This is a genomic window from Pleomorphochaeta caudata (assembly GCF_055395745.1).
The window spans coordinates 102,703-120,769 of record NZ_AP042458.1 but is presented as its reverse complement, the minus strand read 5'-3'; the positions used below and the strand labels follow the sequence as shown (position 1 = coordinate 120,769).

The following is an 18,067-nucleotide window of genomic DNA, read 5'->3' as shown; positions in this document are numbered from 1 at the left end:
TTGTTTATTATAAACTTGTTTGATGTGACATATATTGCTATAATTTCATTAGTAATATTAGTATATATACCTTTTTAAGGGAATTTGATAGGAGGCATTCGATTTAAGTTTTTTACTTGATTCGAGACTATATTTTATGAAAAAATCGACACGCATTTCTTTATTGGTGTTTACAATTTGTGCTGCAATTTTTGCTTTTGGAGCTTTGTGGTATACTAGGCCCAGTACACCGAGTTATATTATTGAAGAAGCAAAACAACGTCAGGGCGTGCCCCTTCTAGAAGTTGAAGATCCTGCGACTAGATTACCTCCTCCAGAAATTAATTATGATGTTTTAGCTGAAAAAGTTTCTCCTCAAATTAAAACTTCTTTAATGAATGATGAAAGTTTTGTAAGTTCTATTGTTGCATCAAATAAAAATGAAATTGCAACTGCTGTACAAAATTATACAGATGAAAAATTAGTTCCAACTCTTGAAGATAAAATTTCTTCATTAATTAAGGATTTATCAGATTCTTTAACTGCTAGATTAAAAGCTGATTTAACCACAATGGTTGATGATAAAATTCAAACTAATTTAAATAATATTGATATTAATACTTATCTACCTCAATTAGTAGATGCATTAACTCCAATTGTTGTTAATGATATTTATAGTGAAATAGAAGCTAATAAAGAAGATTTTGTTCAAACAGTTACAGTTCAAAGCCCTCAATTAACAGATACTACTGCTGAACAATTATACAATGATTATAGAACTCAAATCATAAATGATTTAGTTCCAATAATTTTAGATAACATTGAAGCAACTATAGTTGCAAATAATGTTGATTCTTCTTTATCAAGTACTTCACAGCCAGCTGTAGAAGCAACTGTAGCTCCTTTTTCTAGAACTATGGAAAGTCCTGTTGTTGATGATGAACCAGTTCCAACTGTTATAGAAAATTCAGATACATTTGAAGATACTAGCTCAAATGTTGAACCTGTTGCTACTATAGAGGAACCTGCTGCTCCTGTAGAAGAACCTGTTTCTCCTGTAGAAGAACCTGCTGTAACAAATATAGTAGATACTACTCCAACAGCACCAAAGGCTCCAGAAGTTAAGGCTTTGGTAGCAACACCTACAACGACTGTTGATACTACAGAGACTCCTATTGTTGAAGATACAACAACTAAGAGTGACACTGAAAGCATTAATGTAGTAGCTCAAGTTCCAGAACAAGAGACTATTGTTGATTCAACTTCTTCAGATGCAACAGATAGTGAAATCTCAATACCTAATTTTGATTCTAGTCAAACACAAGTATTGACTGCTGAAGATTATGCAAAGTTGAGAGATGCTATTAGAGAGCAAGCAATTCAAGATGCTTTGAATAAACTTAGTGAATAGTAAAAAATATTAAAAATAAATGAGGTTGCTAAAATGCAACCTCAATTTATTATATGTGGATATTTCCTTTCTTCTCCATCTACCGTTTCAAATGTATATGTGTTATTTGAAAAATCTTTTAAATAACAAGCAGATAATGGAACTTTTCCACCACCTTTAGGTAAATCAATCATAAAGGAAGGCATTGCAAGTCCAGAAAGTCTTTTTCTCATTTCTCTTTCAATTTCAATTGTTCTATTAGCATTTACTCTTAAATGAGCTGTACCTGATACTAAATCTCCCTGAAATACATAATATGGTTTTACTCTATTAAATAATAACTTATTGCATAATTCTTCCATTGTATCAAAATCGTCATTAACTCCTTTTAACATTACTGTTTGATTTAGAGCAGGGATCCCTGCATTAACAAATTTGTTAATAGCAGAAATTGCTTTTGCATCCAATTCTCTTGGATGATTTACCTGAGTTAATAGATAAAAAGGAGCACTATCATATTTTTTAAATATTGAAATTAGATTATCAGTTACTCTGCTTGGAGCTGTTATTACCATTCTAGTACAAATCCTCATAATCAGTTTTGGATTTTTATTTCTTAATGTTTTAATAAGGTAGTCCAACTTTTTATCAGAAAGGGTTAATAAGTCTCCGCCTGTTAGTAATATTTCAGTAATTTTTGGATGTTTTTGAATATAGTCTGCTGCATCTTGTATTTCTTCATTACTAATTGGACCAACTAGCTTTCCAGTAAATCTTCTTCTAAAGCAATGTCTACAATACATTGGACAAATATCTGTTGTTAAAAGAGCAACCCTGCTTTCATATCTATGAATTAATCTTGAACTCTTTGTATTATTTACTTCTTCTAAAGGATCTATATTTTCTAAGTTTTCTTCATTCTCTTCTAATGCATTAGGGAAAACTTGTATACGTAATGGGTCTTTCTCATCTTCTAGATTTATTAATGATAAAAAATGTTTTGTAATAGAAACCGGTAGGGTATATTGATTTCCTTTAAAGGCTTCTTCATTTTTACTTAATTTATATTTTTTCTTTAAGTCTTCAAAACTTTGAACTTCAATTTCCATAATTTATGGTTTATAATAATTTTTTATTTTAAACAAGTGTATTAGGAATATTAGATTTTTGTTATTTTACAAATTCTTTACCTTAAACTAATAAATATATGTTAAAATAAATCAATGCTTTTTAATGAGGTGAGTTATTTATGGCTGTTGAAAAGAAAAAAGGTTTGTCGGGATATTATTTAACGACTTTTTTAATTGGATTAGGTTTTTTTACAATGGGGTTGATGGATCCTTTATATGATACATATGTACCAATATTTTTATCAAAATATATAGCATCTAAAGGCGTTATTGGATCAATAATGACTTTTGATAATATTTTAGCAATATTTTTGATTCCAATCTTTAGTGCATTAAGCGATAGAACAAGAACTCCAATTGGAAGAAGAATGCCATTTATCATAGTTCTTTTACCATTAAGCGCTGTAACTTTTGGATTAATCCCATTCTCTGCATTGTATGCTTTATGGTTATTAATTTTAGCAGTATTCCTACTTAACTTATTTAAACAAGCTGTAAGAGGTCCTGTTGTTGCATTAATGCCTGATATGGTTCCTGGTGAAGTTAGATCTGAGGCTAATGGTGTAATTAATACTATGGGTGGTATTGCAACCATTGTTGGAACTGTTGGTCTTGCTAGATTAATGGATATTCCTCTTACTATTAATAATAAATCTTATGATAATATTTTGGCATTCCCAGTAGCTAGTATTTTAGTTATTGTTGCTGTTATTTTATTATTTGTATTCGTTAAAGAAAAGAATGGAAATTATAAAGAAGATAGTGATGATGAAAAAGTACCAATAAAGAAAAGCTTGAAAGTTATTTTCTCAGAAAAAGATAAGAGTGCTTTATTTATATTATTATCCCTATTGTTCTGGTTCATAGCTTATCAAGGTGTTTTACCTTTTGTAGGTTTGTATAGTGTTGAAGTTTTAAAAACTAGCCAAGGTACAGCTTCTTTAGCTGCTGGTATGGTTGGTATTGCTTATGCTATTTTTGCAATTCCTTCTGGTAAATTTGCTCACAAGCATGGTAGAAAAAAGACAATTCGTGGAGCTTTGTTTATGTTAGTTATTATTTTATTAAGTGTTTTTGCACATAATAAATTAACAGTCAATTCTTCTCAATCTTTTAGACAATATACGTTCTGGGCTTTATTATTCTTATTTGGAATTTTCTGGGTTACTGTTGTTACAAATAGTTTCCCTATGTTATGGCAAATGGCTGATTATAAGACTATGGGAATTTATACAGGTCTATATTATTTCTTTAGCCAATTAGCTTCAATTATTTCGCCTCCAATAACAGGTTTTTGTATAGATTTATTTGGTCATCAAAGCTTGTTTGTATTCGCTGCAATAAATATGGGTATTGCTTTCTTCTTAATGAAAGGTGTCCATAGAGGTGAACCAGAAGATGATCCTGTTGAGATTTCAAAATAAAAAATAATTATAATTATTATTATTAGCTAGGCAATTTCTGAAAAATGAAGGAGCCTAGTTTTTTTAGTAAAAAAAATACCTCGAAAGTAAATTATTAAGCAATTATTTACTTTTAAGGTATTCTAAATTAAGTAGAAAAATTAAATTAGCTGTTTACTCTTTCTAAGTATTCTTTTGTTTCAGTGTTAACTCTAATTTTTTCACCTTGTTTAATGAAAATAGGGCATTTAACTTTTAAGCCAGTTTCAGTTGTAACATATTTTGTAGCACCTTGAACTGTATCACCTTTAATAGCTTCTTCAGCTTCAGCAACAACATAAACAACTTTACTTGGGATTTGAATGTCTAATAATTGGTCTTCCCAGAATGTACAACGGTATGTGTCACCATCTTTCATTAAAACATCGTAGTCAGGGAAATTAGCCATAGGAACTTCAATTTGATCATATGTATCAGTTAACATTAAGTGGAATGATTCACCGTCATTATAAAGATATTGGCAATCTCTATCTTCTACAACGATTTCTTCAGCGTTATCTTGTGATTTCATTGTTTCTGAAAGAATTTGGCCTGTTCCAGGATTTTTTAATTTTAAACGTACAAATGCAGAACCTTTACCTGGATTAACGAATTCTCTGTCAATACAAACAAAAGGTTGGCCTTTGATTAATAATGCGGTACCTCTTTCAATTTGACCTGCTTTTATCATACTTATTTACCTCTGTATTATGAAATTAAATTTAATAGCTATCGTATCATATCAGAAAAGGGGAAAAGAATCACCCCCTCGATATTATCAATATTCATTTGACTCATTAAAAGTCTATCTAATCCTATTGCAACACCACTTGTTTGAGGAAAATCTTCAAATAGGGTGTGATAATCATCATCAATATCAGCAATAACTCTATTAGTATTAGATCTTTCTTTTATTATTGTTGCATACTCTTTTCTATAGTACTCTTTGATTTTTTCTGAATCTCTTAATTCATCGTAACAATTTGCAACTTCTAAACCACCGATATACATTTCCCATCTTTTTTTATAAGGGGAAGTTTTATAATCAGTTGCTAAGCAATCAATTTGTTTTGGATAATCATATAAAATCAAAGGTTTATCTTTTGGTAGATTGGGTTCAACGAAGGTTAAAAATATCCTATTAAAAGTTGATTCCCAACTTTCATTTCTTTGAGTTGAATTAAGATTTAAATCTATTGCTTTTTGATATAGCTCAGATTGTTTTTGGCATTTATCTAAATCAACATTACAATATTTTTTCATAGCTTCATTTACACTCATTTTTCTAAATGGTGGTAGTGCCCAGTCAGGAGTGTCTTTTATATGTGTTTTTCTTAGTAATTCATCAGTTAATTCAATAGAATCTTGTTCATTCATATCTTTTGAATAATATTCTAACATAGAGAATTCAATATTATGTTGTCTTCCTATTTGTTCACTATTCCTAAAACATTTAGAAATTTGATATATAGATGGAAAATCTTCACTTAATAATCGTTTCATGAAAATCTCTGGGGAAGGAATCAAATATAATTCTTTATTTGTAAAAAAATCTGATGTAAATTGAGTTGAGAAGTTCTCAATTGTTGGTTCAGGAATTAGTGTTGAAGAAAGAGAAGGTGTTTCAACCTCTAAATATCCTTTATCATCAAAGAATCTTCTAATATTTGAATATAATATACTTCTATTTTTTATTGCTTTTATTTTATCAATATTTTTCATAACATATAGATATTATAGTTATCTATAATGCTTTTCAAGATATAAAAAAACTTGCCTTAGAAAAAGGCAAGTAAATTTTAAAAGAGTAACAAGTATTATTTATTATAAAGTAACTCCATTTTTGAAAATGGCAATTTCATTATAATTATTTGTTTCATTTTTAGTTTTGATATCTCCATTAGCTAAAGTAATAATATAATCAATTAATCTATCTCTAACTATGTTTTTATCTTCATTTAAGATTTGTGAAGCATCAAAATCAATCCAATTCTTTTTATTTTCGGCTAATTGATGGTTAGTAGCTATTTTTACTGTTGGAACAACAGATCCAAGAGGAGTTCCTCTACCGGTAGTAAATAGAATTAAATTTACACCACTAGCACTCATATTAGTTGTTGAAACAATATCATTTCCTGGACCGTTTAATAATAGAAGGCCAGATTGATCAATTAAATCTCCATAGTTTAATACACCTTCAATTGGAGCTTTACCACCTTTTTGAACACAGCCTAAGGACTTATCTTCTAGAGTTGTAATACCGCCTTCTTTATTACCTGGAGAAGGGTTTTCATAAACTACTTGATTATTATCAATATAATATTGTTTAAAGTTATTGATTAAATTAACACAATCTTCAAAAACTTTTTCATTAACACATCTATCCATTAGTATTTGTTCTGCTCCAAACATTTCTGGAACTTCAGTTAATATAACACTAGATTTATAAGCTGCTAATTTATCACAAACTAAACCAACAAGAGGATTTGCACTAATTCCTGACAATCCATCAGAGCCACCACATTTCATACCAATTTTTAATTTACTAATGCTTACTTTTTCTCTTTTTGAAGTTTTAGCATAATCAATTAATTGAAGTAAAAGATTTTGAGCATCTCTAATTTCATCGTCACTTTCTTGAGCTATTAAGAATTTTACTCTATCGCTATTATATGTGCCGATTTCTTCTTTAAATTTATCTATAGTATTATTTTCACAACCTAAACCAATAACTAAAACACCACCTGCATGAGGATGTTTAACCAAATCAGCTAAAATCTTTTTAGTATTTTCATGATCGTCTCCCATTTGAGAGCAGCCATATGGATGGGTAAGGGCTAATACTTTATCAATGTTTGTATCTTTAATTTTTTCTTGTGCCCATACTTCTAATGTTGATGCAATTTTGTTTACACAACCAACAGTTGGAACAATCCAAATATCATTTCTGATTGCAATATCACCATTTTCTCTTACATAAGCATTTATAAAGATATCATCATCAACTTTGTTTTCATTTTCCCAAACTTCTTTTAGCTTAATTGCTTTTTCTTTATCATAAGAATATTCAATTTGTTCACTTAAGTTTGTAACAACATTTTGAGTATGAACATGAGTTGCTTTTTTTATATCTACCTTTGCTTTTCCAATTGGGTAACCATATTTTATGATATTGCTACCAGCTTTGATATCTTTAATTGCAATTTTATGACCTAAATTAATATCTTCAAGTAGGGTAAATTCATCATTGTTTATATTAATGGTCTCTCCTTTTTTTAAAGGGGAGAGAGCAATTATAACATTATCTTCTTCTCTAATTTGAATATAATTTTTATCCATTAGTTATTCCTATTAACAAAATCAGTTAGAGCTTGTTTCATTTCTTTAGTACAGATTTCATCATAATATTTTAAAACACTTGCTTCTAAATCTTGAAGGGTAGTTAAATCAAGGCCCCACCATGAAGTTTGGCTTAGAACTTTATTTACAATAACTTTTCTATCTTCTTTTTTACTTTCATCATAAGTTTTATATAAATCTTCAAAGAAACTTAAAACTGATTCATCATCTTTAATTAAGTATTCTTTACCATTATAGAGGCCTTTCATACTTCTGTTTTCAATGCCTTGACCTTTGTAGAATCTAATTAAAGAAGCAATTGAGAAGCTTAAAGCTTGAGGTGCTTTATTATATTTTTCTACATATGATAATAGTGAAGGTAAATCTCTAGTTTTGAATTTTGAAGTAGAGTTTAGGGATATAGCTAATACTTGGTGATTTAAGAAAGGATTTCTGAATCTATTTAATACATCCTTTGCATAATCAAGAAGCATATCTTTATCTCCATCCATTGATTCAATGATTTCATCAAATAAACCTTCTTTGATAAATTTGAATACTACTTCATCATTTAATGCTTCATCTACAGTTGTAATACCATACAAGTGAGCTGCTAGAACCATTAGTGTGTGAGTTCCATTTAAGATTCTTACTTTTCTAGTTCTATAGAAAGACATATCATCGGTAAAGATTACATTTAAGCCAGCTTTATCTAATGGGAATTCTTTTCTAAGTTGTTCTAGATTTTCTTTTTTAGCTTCAATTACCCAAAGATGGAATAATTCTGCTGTATCTAATAAATTATCTTTATAACCAATTTTTTCACAAATAGCATCTGCTTCATTTCTTGGATATCCTGTTACAATTCTATCAACTAATGAGTTTGCAAAAATACATTCACTATTAACCCAAGAGATAAAATCATCACCTAATTTCCATTCATTAGCATATCTAATAATAATAGCTTTTAAGTTATCACCATTCTTTTCAATTAATTCACAAGGAATAAAAATTAAACCATGTCCTTCTTTGTTGAAATGGTTAAATCTTGAGTAAAGTAATTGTGTTACTTTAGCAGGGAAAGAAGCTGCTGGTTGATCACTTAGTGAGCAATTTTCACTATAAGAGATACCTGCTTCGGTAGTGTTAGAAATTACAAATCTTAAATCTTCACTTTTGCTCATTTCAATATATTTATCAAATTCATCATAAACATTAATACATCTACTAACACTTGTTATTTTTCTGTAATCTTCAACAATTTCATCATTTCTGATTCCTCTAGTAATTGTTGTATATAAACCTTCTTGATCATTTATCATATCTGATAAACCTTTTGCTAATGGTTGTACAATTACAACATTAGAATTAAAGTCAGTTTTTTCATTTGCATTGTCGATTTGCCAATCAACAAAAGCTCTTAGAAAATTACCTTCACCAAATTGAAGAATAGATTCCTTTCTTTTAACAGTATTAGTCACTTCATTAATAGTTTTCATTTCTTACCCTCATAATATACATTGTTGTATACATCATTGTATATGATATTGCTTTTTTGTCAATAATAAACTATACTCAAAATTAATATTATTTCTAAGGAATATTGAATGGCAAAGAAAAAACAAACCTTAAAAGAAATAGCATATGATCATATAAAAAGAAAAATTATTAATTGTGAATATGCTCCTAATGCTTTTTTAAATGAAGAGATGATTGCACAAGAGTTAAGTGTTAGTAGAACTCCTATTAGAGAAGCATTAATGAAATTAGAGCAAGAACAATTAATTAGCATTATGCCAAAGAAAGGTATTGTTGTTTGTCCTTTAACTCCAGATATAATTACATCTATTTTTGAAACCAGATTACTATTAGAACCATATATTATTGAAAATTATGGTATGTATATCGATAAGGATAAATTAAAAGAATTCAAAGCCTTATATGAAGGTGAATATAGAAAAACAAATGTAGAATTTAAAATTGATGATGATTTCCATAGTTTTCTATATCATTTTAGTAAAAATCCTTATTTAATTAAAACTTTAGAAAATACCACTGTACAAAATCAAAGAATTAGAGTTTATTCAGGTATAAAAGTATTTAGAGTTCCTATTACTTATGATGAACATATTCAAATAATAAAAGCTTTATTAGATGAAGATTATAAATTAGCTGCTAATAGAATGAAAGAACATATATTAAAATCAAGACAAAATTCACTTGAGATAGTTTTTTCTTCTAAAAAATATTAGAATTCAGAAGTTGGAGATTAGAATTATGAAAGAATTTATGGGTAGTGATTTCTTACTACAAACTAAGACAGCAAAAGACTTATTTGAAGCTGCTAAAGATATGCCAATTTTTGACTATCATTGTCATTTAATTCCAAAAGAAATTGAAGAAAATAAAAGATTTGATTCAATAGTTGATGTTTGGCTAGGTGGAGACCATTATAAATGGAGACAAATGAGAACCTTCGGTTTTGATGAAAAATTAATAACTGGAGATGCTGATCCTTATGATAAGTTTTATGCTTGGGCTCAAACAATGGAAAATTTAATTGGAAATCCACTATACCATTGGACTCACTTAGAACTTCAAAGATATTTTGATATTAAGCTTCCATTAAATACTAAAAACGCAAAAACAATTTACGATATCACTAATGAAAAACTAAAAAGTGATAAAGATTTAGATGTTTATGGTATTATGAAGAAATTTAATGTTGATACAGTTGGAACAACAGATGATCCAATTGATTCATTAGAATATCATAAAAAGATTAATGATAGAGGGGACTTAAATACTAATGTACTTCCTTCTTTTAGACCTGATAAAGCTATAATTATTAAAAAAGATACTTTTGTTGATTATATTAATAAATTAGCAGCTGTTTCTGAAATTGAAATTAATAGTGTTCAAGATGTAGTTAAAGCTTTAATTAAGAGATTAGATTACTTTATTGAAAATGGTTGTAAAGCTACTGACCATGGTCTTGAAAATACTCCTGCAGTATTCTTAAGTGAAGAAGAAGTTAATAACATTTTTGTTAAGAGAATGAATAATGAAGAAATTAGTGATTATGAAGCTGAAGCTTACAGTGCTTATGTTTTATTAAATTTAGGTAGAGCTTATCACAAAAGAAATATTGTAATGCAACTTCATATATCTGCACTTAGAGATAACAATACTAGAATGTTTAATAAATTAGGACCTGATACAGGTTTTGATTCTTCTCATGATAATAATGTTGCTTATGTTACTTCAAAATTCTTAAATGAACTTGAAAAAACAAACCAACTTCCAAAGACTATCCTTTATTCTTTAAATCCTAAAGATTTCTATGCTCTTGGTACTTTATTAGGTTGTTTTCAAGGTGATGGAGTTAGATCTAAAGTACAATTAGGATCAGGCTGGTGGTTTATTGATCATAAAGATGGTATGGAACAACAAATGAAAACTTTAGCTAATTTATCAATGCTTCCAAACTTTGTTGGTATGTTGACAGATAGTAGATCTTTCTTATCTTATCCAAGACACGAATACTTTAGAAGAATTATGTGTAATATAATTGGTAACTGGGTTGAAGAAGGCGAAATCTATAATGATAGCGAATTCTTAAAGAAAGTTGTTCAAGATATATCTTTCAATAACGTAAAAAAATACTTTAATTAATTAAATATAATAAATTTATTTTCAAAGGCGGTATAAATAGATGAGAAATACAGTTCGTTATCTTGTCTTTTTATACCGCTCTATCATATAATCCGAGCTATGGAAACTTATAATACAGATGACATTATCTATGCCCTAGCTACAGGGTGGAATCAAAGTGCATTAGCTATAATTAGAATAAGTGGAAAAGGTTGTATCAAAACCCTATCTTCCTGTTTTTCTAGACCAAAAAGCTTGTTAAATAGTAAAAATGCTACTTTACTCCATGGCTATATCATTGGGGAAGATAATCATAAAATAGATGAAGTTGTTCTTTCTATAAATTTAGAAGGACACGGTTATACAAAAGAAGAAGCCGTTGAGATTACTACTCACGGTTCTTTAGCTGTAATTACAGCAATCATGCAAGAGTTAAGTAGAATTGGTATGAGACAAGCAAAAGGTGGAGAATTTACTCTAAGAGCTTTCTTAAATGGTGCAATGGATTTAACTCAAGCAGAAGCAGTTCATGAATTAGTAACTTCTCAAAGTCAAATGGAAAGAGGCTTAGCTCTTGGTAGACTTGAGGGTGCATTATATAAAAAAATAGAACAATTAAAACAAAACCTATTAGAAGCTATGGCAACTATAGAAGTTCAACTTGATTATGCTGAAGATGAAGTTGACGATTTTGATTTTCCTATCGACTTAATTACTCAAACAAAAAATGCAATTATTTCATTATCTAACACTTATGAAACCGGAAGATTATATTCTCAAGGTGTAAAAATTGTTTTAGCAGGTAGTACAAATGCAGGTAAAAGTTCTCTCTTTAATTTGTTATTAAAACAAAAAAGAGCAATTGTATCTGATATTAAAGGTACAACAAGAGATTACATTGAAGCTCAAACTGCTATAAGAGGTATTCCTGTTAGATTGTTTGATACAGCAGGACTTAGAGATAGTTCTGATGAAATTGAAAATGAAGGAATCAAAAGAACAAAAGAATTGATTGATATCTGTGATGTTATAATTTATTTGGTTGATGGTGTTGATGAAGATACTATAATCGATAGAAGTATTATTGATAATCCAAAAACTATTTTAGCATTCACAAAAAGAGATATAAAACACAGAGCTGAAGCAATATCGATTAGTACAATCACAGGAGAGGGCTTAGATACTTTATTTGATGCAATTATTGAAAAAACAGCATCAGGAATTTCTATTTCTGACGATTCTACATTAGTAATTGAATCTAGTAGACAACATAGTCTTTTAGAAGAAGCAAGAGAAGATCTCGAGAAAGTTATTGAATTAAATGACATTGATATGGGATTAGATATTATTGCTCTTGAATTGAATTCTGCAATAACTGCATTAGGTAGTTTAACAGGGGAAATCACAAGCGATGATGTACTTGATAAGATTTTTGGTGGATTTTGCGTAGGAAAGTAAGGGAATATTATGGATTATGATGTAATAGTAATTGGTGGTGGACATGCAGGAATTGAAGCTTGTCTTGCTACTAGCAGAATAGGATTTAAAACACTTTTAGTGACTCAAAATATAGACGCAATTGGTCGTCTTTCTTGTAATCCAGCAATTGGTGGATTAGCAAAAGGAAATATAGTTAGAGAAGTAGATGCTTTAGGTGGGGAAATGGCTCACTTAATCGATAGCACTATGATTCAATATAGAATACTTAATAGAAGACGTGGACCAGCTGTTCAATCTCCAAGAGCACAAGCTGATAAATTTGCTTATCATATGAGAGCAAAGCACACTCTTGAATTGCAAAGTAATTTAGAAATCTTTATGGATACTGTAGTAGATCTAATGATTGATCATGATAAAAATGAAATCAATGGTGTAATTACAGAAAGAGGTCATAAAATTTCTTCTAAAACTGTAGTATTAACTACAGGAACCTTTATGGAAGGTAAAATCTTTATAGGTCAATATGATGCTCCTTGTGGTAGACTTGGTGAGGTTGCAGCAATTGGACTTGGAACAGCTCTTAGAAAACATGGTTTTACTTTAGGCAGAATGAAAACTGGAACTCCAGCTAGAGTTAGAAGATCATCTATTGACTTTTCTCAACTTGAACTTCAACCAGGTGATGATCCAATGATGCCATTCTCTTTCGATTATGATACTATTGAAAGACCTTCTATTCCTTGTTATATAACTTGGACAAATGAAAAAACTCATGCAATTATTAGAAAATATATGCATCTCTCTCCACTTTATGGAGGAAAAATTGTAGGAAAAGGTCCTAGATATTGTCCATCAATTGAAGATAAGGTTGTTAGATTCCCTGATAGAGAAAGACATCAAATATTTATTGAACCAGAAGGTGCGGAAAGTGAGGAGATGTATTTAAATGGATTATCTTCTTCACTTCCTGAATTTGTTCAAAATGAATTTATGAGGACTTTAAAAGGTTTAGAAAATGTAGAGGTGATGAGACCCGCTTATGCTGTTGAGTATGATTATATGGATCCATTACAATTACTTCCTTCTCTTGAAACAATTAAAGTTAGTGGTTTATTTGTTGCAGGTCAAACCAACGGTACAAGTGGTTATGAAGAAGCTGCTTGTCAGGGCTTAATGGCTGGTATTAATGCTGCACAAAAGCTTAAAGGTGAGGATTCCTTAGTATTATCTAGAGCAGAAAGTTATACTGGTGTATTAATTGATGATTTAGTTACAAAAGGAACTAAAGAACCATATAGAATGTTCACCTCCCGTGCAGAATATAGACTTAATATGAGACATGATTCTTGCGATCAAAGATTAACTGAATTCGGTTATAATGTTGGACTCCAAAGTGAAGAAAAACTTGAAAGATTAAAAGAAAAACTTCAACAAATAGACAGTGTAAAAGACTTATTAAAATCTCATTCTTATAATAAGAAGAATGCTTTACAGGCTTTAAAGATGCCAGAGATTGAAATAGATTCTATGATAGAAGCAATCCCTGAATTAGCTAATTATAGTGAACCTATTAGATATCAAACTCAACTTGATGTAAAGTATGAAGGTTATGTTAAGAAACAAGAAAAAGAAGTAAAAAGATTTGCTTCTTTAGAATCTATTAGAATTGCTGATGATTTTGATTATGATAGTGTAAGTGGTATGAGTGCTGAAGGTATTGAAAAATGTAAGCAAATTAGACCAAGAAGTATTGGACAAGCAAGTAGAATAAGTGGACTTAGAACAACTGATGTTGCAGTTTTGATGGTACACGTAAAAAAATGGAGAAGTAATAAATAGTGAAATATGAAAATCTATTGAAATCTTGCCTAGATCAATTAAACATTGAAATGAGTCAAAATCAGATTGATAAAATGCTTAGATATGTTTCTGAAATTGAGTTGTTTAATAAAGCTTATAAACTTGTTGGTGCTCAAGGGGAAGATATTATAACAAAACATATTATGGATAGTTTATCTGCAGTTAAAGAAATAGAAAAACTAATAGATAATGATTCTATAATTTGTGATGTTGGTTCTGGGGCAGGGTTACCTGGAATTCCACTATCAATCTATTTTGAAAATAATAAATTTTCTTTAATTGAAAGAATGAGTAGACGTGTTAGTTTTTTAAAGAATGCTGTAATAGCTCTTAAGATAAATGATAGAGTAGAGATTGTTGCAAAAGATTTAAAAGAAGTAGATAAAAAATTTGATTTAGTTACTTTTAGAGCTTTTCATCCGCTCTTTGATATTGTTGATGATATAGATAAAATAACAAAACCTACTTCAACAATTTGTGCTTATAAAGCAAAGAGAGATACATTGGATGCTGAAATTACAATTCTTGAAAAAGACTGTAATAGTAAATGGCATTATAAATTTGTTGATTTAGATATTCCATTTATTGATGCTCCAAGAATGCTATGTCTTTTAACTAAGAAATAGTTTTATCATAAATAAGGCCATAATTATATGGTCTTTTTTTTTGCCATATATTTTTTTTTGTTACATTTCTTCTTAAAATGTAATTTTTTGTCGAAGTCTTTGTTTAAATATGATATGATAGATTACAAGTTTTATACAGAATGGACTTAAAAGTGAAAGAGAAGAAAAGTAAAGATAATATAAATAAAAAAACAAAACGAGAGAGAAAAAAACAAAGTAGTAGAAGAAAGGGTGGGAAATTTTCCTTATTTTTAGCAATACTTTTATTAGTTGCATCAATAGTTTTAATTGGTTCCACAGTAATTTCTTTGATTCAAATGCCACCTAAATTAGTTGGTTATGCTACTATAATATCAGATTTTGCAAAAAATAATTTAAGCTTTATTAAATCAAATCTTTTATATGTTTTACCTCCAGCTATAGCCTTAATGGTTTTATCAATTATGATCTTTATATATAGACGTAATAAACCATATTCATATTTTAAAATTATAATTTTTGGCTTTTTTACTTATAGTGTTTATTTAATTTGTTTACATTTTAATAAATTGCCAATGCCAAAATATTTAGCTAGAGTTTTAAGCAATGATTTAGGATCTTCTGAGATTGCCTTTAGAATATTTATATCATTGATTTTTGAATTAATCTTATTAATAATTGCTAATCCAATCTGCAATTTTTTAAATAATAGAAGAGAAAAAAAGCAATTAAAGAAAGTAAAAGATATTGTAGAAGATAAATTAAAACAAAAAGAAGTAAAAGAAGAAGTTAAGCCTGAAGTTAATGTAAAAGAGAGTAAGTTAGGTGTAGAATTTCCAAAACCAATTGATGTTCCAAATTTGTCATTTCTAGATTCTAGTGAAATAAATAATGATATTGGTGAAATTAATACGCCAACTAATGTTGAGAAATATCAAAGAAATACTGATAAATCAAAGAATAAAATTGAAGATGATTTAGATTCACAAATCGATCCAAGACATACAATTTCTTTAGAAACTCTAAAGATAGCAAAACGTAATGTTGAAGAGAAGATGAGTAAATTAAATCAACCTCAACCAATTAAGAAAGCTCCATCAAAGAGTTCTTCTAGTAAAGAAAATTTATCTTTCCAATCTATATTACAGCAAAGGGTTCAAGATAATAGTAGTGAACCTGTTATAAGCAATTTAGATGTACAAGATAGAAAAGAAAGCCCAATAGTTAAAGAATATAGAGAAAGAGAAATAAAAGAAGCTCAAGAAAAAGTTTCTAGCATTTATAACAGTAAAATTAGAAATAATTCTGCTGTCCAGAAAAAGAAGAATGATGATTATTTAAATGATCCATTAAAAAATATTATGAGAGGTGGTCATTTAATAAAAGCAACAGAACAACATTCTTTAAATAATAATATTGATAAAATAGTTGAGCAAGTAGAAGAAAAACAGACTACTGCATCCATTATTGATGAGATAAATAAAAGTGCAATAACACCAAAGCATGATGAAGAAGATGATTTTTCAGATATTGATTTTGGAGAAGAAGTAGAAGTCACAATTCCTCAAGTAAAAGAGGAAAAACCTATTCAAGTAAAATCTTCTGATTTAAATTCGAATAATGCTAGTCCTACAAAATATCAAAGCCTTAAGGATAATCAAGTTGCTGTAAATAATTATTATAGTAGTGCAAAACCTGTAGGTGATGCTAAATTAGTTGATGAAAAAGAAGAAACTGTAAAAAATATTGATGAAGATGATGAAGATTTAGAATCTGCAATTGCAGGGTTATCCTGCTCTTCTTTCTTAGATCCTAATAAATTTTCATATAAATTCCCGCCATTATCACTTCTTTATGAATATCCTCAATCAGCACAAATTATTGACGATGATACAAAAAATAAAGCAAGATTATTAATTGAAACTTTAGCACAATTTAAATATGACGTTGAACTTAGAAATATTATAAAAGGGCCTTCTGTAACTATGTTTGAAATAGTTCCAGCTCCTGGGATTAAAGTTAATGCAATAACTAATTTAAGAGATAATATTGCTATGAACTTAGCAGCTAAAAAGGTTAGAATTTTAGCACCTATTCCAGGACAAAATGCAGTTGGTGTTGAAATTCCTAATACAGTTAGAGAGAAAGTCGGCTTTAAAGAAGTACTAACAAGTGATAATAATTCAAGTTATGCAATTCCAATGGCTATGGGAAGAACTTTATATGGACAGTGTAAATCCTTTGATGTTGCAACTGCTCCTCATATGTTAATTGCTGGATCTACCGGCTCTGGTAAGAGTGTTTGTGTAAACTCTCTTATTTGTTCAATCCTATATTCAAGAACTCCTAGAGATGTTAGATTAATTATGGTTGATCCAAAGGTAGTTGAGTTAACAATTTATAATGGAATTCCTCATTTATTGACTCCTGTTATAACAGAGCCAAAGAGAGCATTAAAAGCTTTAGATTTCTGTATTGATGAAATGGATAGACGTAATAAAATGCTTGCAAAAATGAATGTTAGAAATATTAAGAGTTATAATAAGAAAATTAAAGATTCTAATATTGCAAAAGAAAAAATGCCATACATTGTAGTAATAATAGATGAATTTGCATCCTTAATGAGTACAGCGGGTAAAGATTTAGATGAAAAAGTTGCTAGATTAACAGCTATGAGTAGAGCTGTAGGTATTCATTTGGTTTTTGCAACTCAAAGACCTTCTGTTGATGTAATAACTGGTGTTATAAAAAATAACTTACCAACTAGAGTTGCTTTTGCAGTAACTTCTACTCAGGATTCTAGAACCATAATTGGTAACTCTGGAGCTGAAGATTTACTTGGAAAAGGTGATATGCTATTTAGTGCAAATGGTAAAGCGGTAACGAGAATGCAAGGTGTTTTCTTATCTGATGAAGAAGTAGAAAAAGTTGTAGAATTTGCTAAGCAACAAGAAGAACCTGATTATATTGATGAATCATATTTTGAAGATCCATATGATGATGAACCATCTGAGAGTGTTAATTCAAATGATGATGAAGAATTATGGGATGCTGCCCTACAAATTGCCTATGAAAGAAATGGAGCTTCCGCTTCCTTCTTGCAAAGAAGGCTTAAAATTGGGTATAACAGAGCTGCAAGGATTATTGAAGAAATGGAAGAACAAGGAATCCTTGGCCCTCAAAATGGAAGTAAACCTAGAGAGTTATTAAGATATCAATAGTAAAGAA

Annotated in this window: 13 protein-coding genes; 8 read left to right on the top strand and 5 right to left on the bottom strand. The window is 29.2% G+C overall.

The window, feature by feature from the left end; all coding sequences use genetic code 11:
- Window positions 1-136: 136 nt before the first annotated feature.
- A complete protein-coding gene (locus tag ACZ5RS_RS00550) occupies window positions 137-1,390 on the top strand; it encodes a hypothetical protein (protein WP_464636919.1) in 1,254 nt (417 codons plus the stop codon).
- Window positions 1,391-1,431: 41 nt separating this feature from the next.
- Here ACZ5RS_RS00550 and ACZ5RS_RS00545 read toward each other — a convergent pair whose 3' ends face one another.
- Complete coding sequence (locus ACZ5RS_RS00545; RefSeq protein WP_464636918.1) at window positions 1,432-2,478, bottom strand: KamA family radical SAM protein; 1,047 nt, start codon at window positions 2,476-2,478, stop codon at window positions 1,432-1,434.
- A gap of 140 nt (window positions 2,479-2,618) precedes the next feature.
- On the opposite strand from ACZ5RS_RS00545, the gene ACZ5RS_RS00540 reads away from it, so the two are divergent.
- Entirely contained in the window at window positions 2,619-3,923 is a 1,305-nt protein-coding gene (locus ACZ5RS_RS00540; protein ID WP_464636917.1) for an MFS transporter, read from the top strand.
- A 145-nt stretch (window positions 3,924-4,068) separates the two neighbouring features.
- Here the strand turns inward: ACZ5RS_RS00540 and efp are convergent, their stop codons facing one another.
- From efp to ACZ5RS_RS00520, 4 genes are all read right to left on the bottom strand, one after another.
- A complete protein-coding gene (gene efp / locus ACZ5RS_RS00535) occupies window positions 4,069-4,632 on the bottom strand; it encodes an elongation factor P (protein WP_464636916.1) in 564 nt (187 codons plus the stop codon).
- A gap of 38 nt (window positions 4,633-4,670) precedes the next feature.
- The gene (locus ACZ5RS_RS00530; protein WP_464636915.1) at window positions 4,671-5,663 is read right to left on the bottom strand and encodes an amino acid--tRNA ligase-related protein; all 993 of its coding nucleotides are present in this window, start codon (window positions 5,661-5,663) and stop codon (window positions 4,671-4,673) included.
- 102 nt (window positions 5,664-5,765) lie between these two features.
- The gene (locus ACZ5RS_RS00525; RefSeq protein ID WP_464636914.1) at window positions 5,766-7,280 is read right to left on the bottom strand and encodes a UxaA family hydrolase; all 1,515 of its coding nucleotides are present in this window, start codon (window positions 7,278-7,280) and stop codon (window positions 5,766-5,768) included.
- Window positions 7,280-8,779, bottom strand: a complete 1,500-nt coding sequence (locus ACZ5RS_RS00520) for a tagaturonate reductase (RefSeq protein WP_464636913.1) — start codon at window positions 8,777-8,779, stop codon at window positions 7,280-7,282. Before ACZ5RS_RS00520 ends, ACZ5RS_RS00525 begins: the two co-directional genes overlap by 1 nt.
- Window positions 8,780-8,887: 108 nt before the next feature.
- Here ACZ5RS_RS00520 and ACZ5RS_RS00515 point away from each other — a divergent pair, with 108 nt between their 5' ends.
- The 6 genes from ACZ5RS_RS00515 (at window position 8,888) to ACZ5RS_RS00490 (ending at window position 18,060) form a co-directional block, all read left to right on the top strand.
- Complete coding sequence (locus ACZ5RS_RS00515; protein WP_464636912.1) at window positions 8,888-9,532, top strand: GntR family transcriptional regulator; 645 nt, start codon at window positions 8,888-8,890, stop codon at window positions 9,530-9,532.
- 25 nt (window positions 9,533-9,557) lie between these two features.
- Entirely contained in the window at window positions 9,558-10,955 is a 1,398-nt protein-coding gene (uxaC, locus tag ACZ5RS_RS00510; RefSeq protein WP_464636911.1) for a glucuronate isomerase, read from the top strand.
- 99 nt (window positions 10,956-11,054) lie between these two features.
- On the top strand, window positions 11,055-12,392 hold the full coding sequence (mnmE, locus tag ACZ5RS_RS00505) for a tRNA uridine-5-carboxymethylaminomethyl(34) synthesis GTPase MnmE (RefSeq protein ID WP_464636910.1): 1,338 nt from the start codon (window positions 11,055-11,057) through the stop codon (window positions 12,390-12,392).
- 9 nt (window positions 12,393-12,401) lie between these two features.
- Window positions 12,402-14,213 carry a tRNA uridine-5-carboxymethylaminomethyl(34) synthesis enzyme MnmG gene (mnmG, locus tag ACZ5RS_RS00500; protein ID WP_464636909.1) on the top strand — a complete coding sequence of 604 codons (1,812 nt, stop codon included), beginning with the start codon at window positions 12,402-12,404 and terminating at the stop codon, window positions 14,211-14,213.
- Window positions 14,214-14,263: 50 nt separating this feature from the next.
- A complete protein-coding gene (rsmG, locus tag ACZ5RS_RS00495; protein ID WP_464636908.1) occupies window positions 14,264-14,860 on the top strand; it encodes a 16S rRNA (guanine(527)-N(7))-methyltransferase RsmG in 597 nt (198 codons plus the stop codon).
- Between the two features lie 152 nt (window positions 14,861-15,012).
- Window positions 15,013-18,060, top strand: coding sequence for a DNA translocase FtsK (locus tag ACZ5RS_RS00490; protein ID WP_464636907.1), 3,048 nt, complete (start codon window positions 15,013-15,015; stop codon window positions 18,058-18,060).
- Window positions 18,061-18,067: the final 7 nt, after the last annotated feature.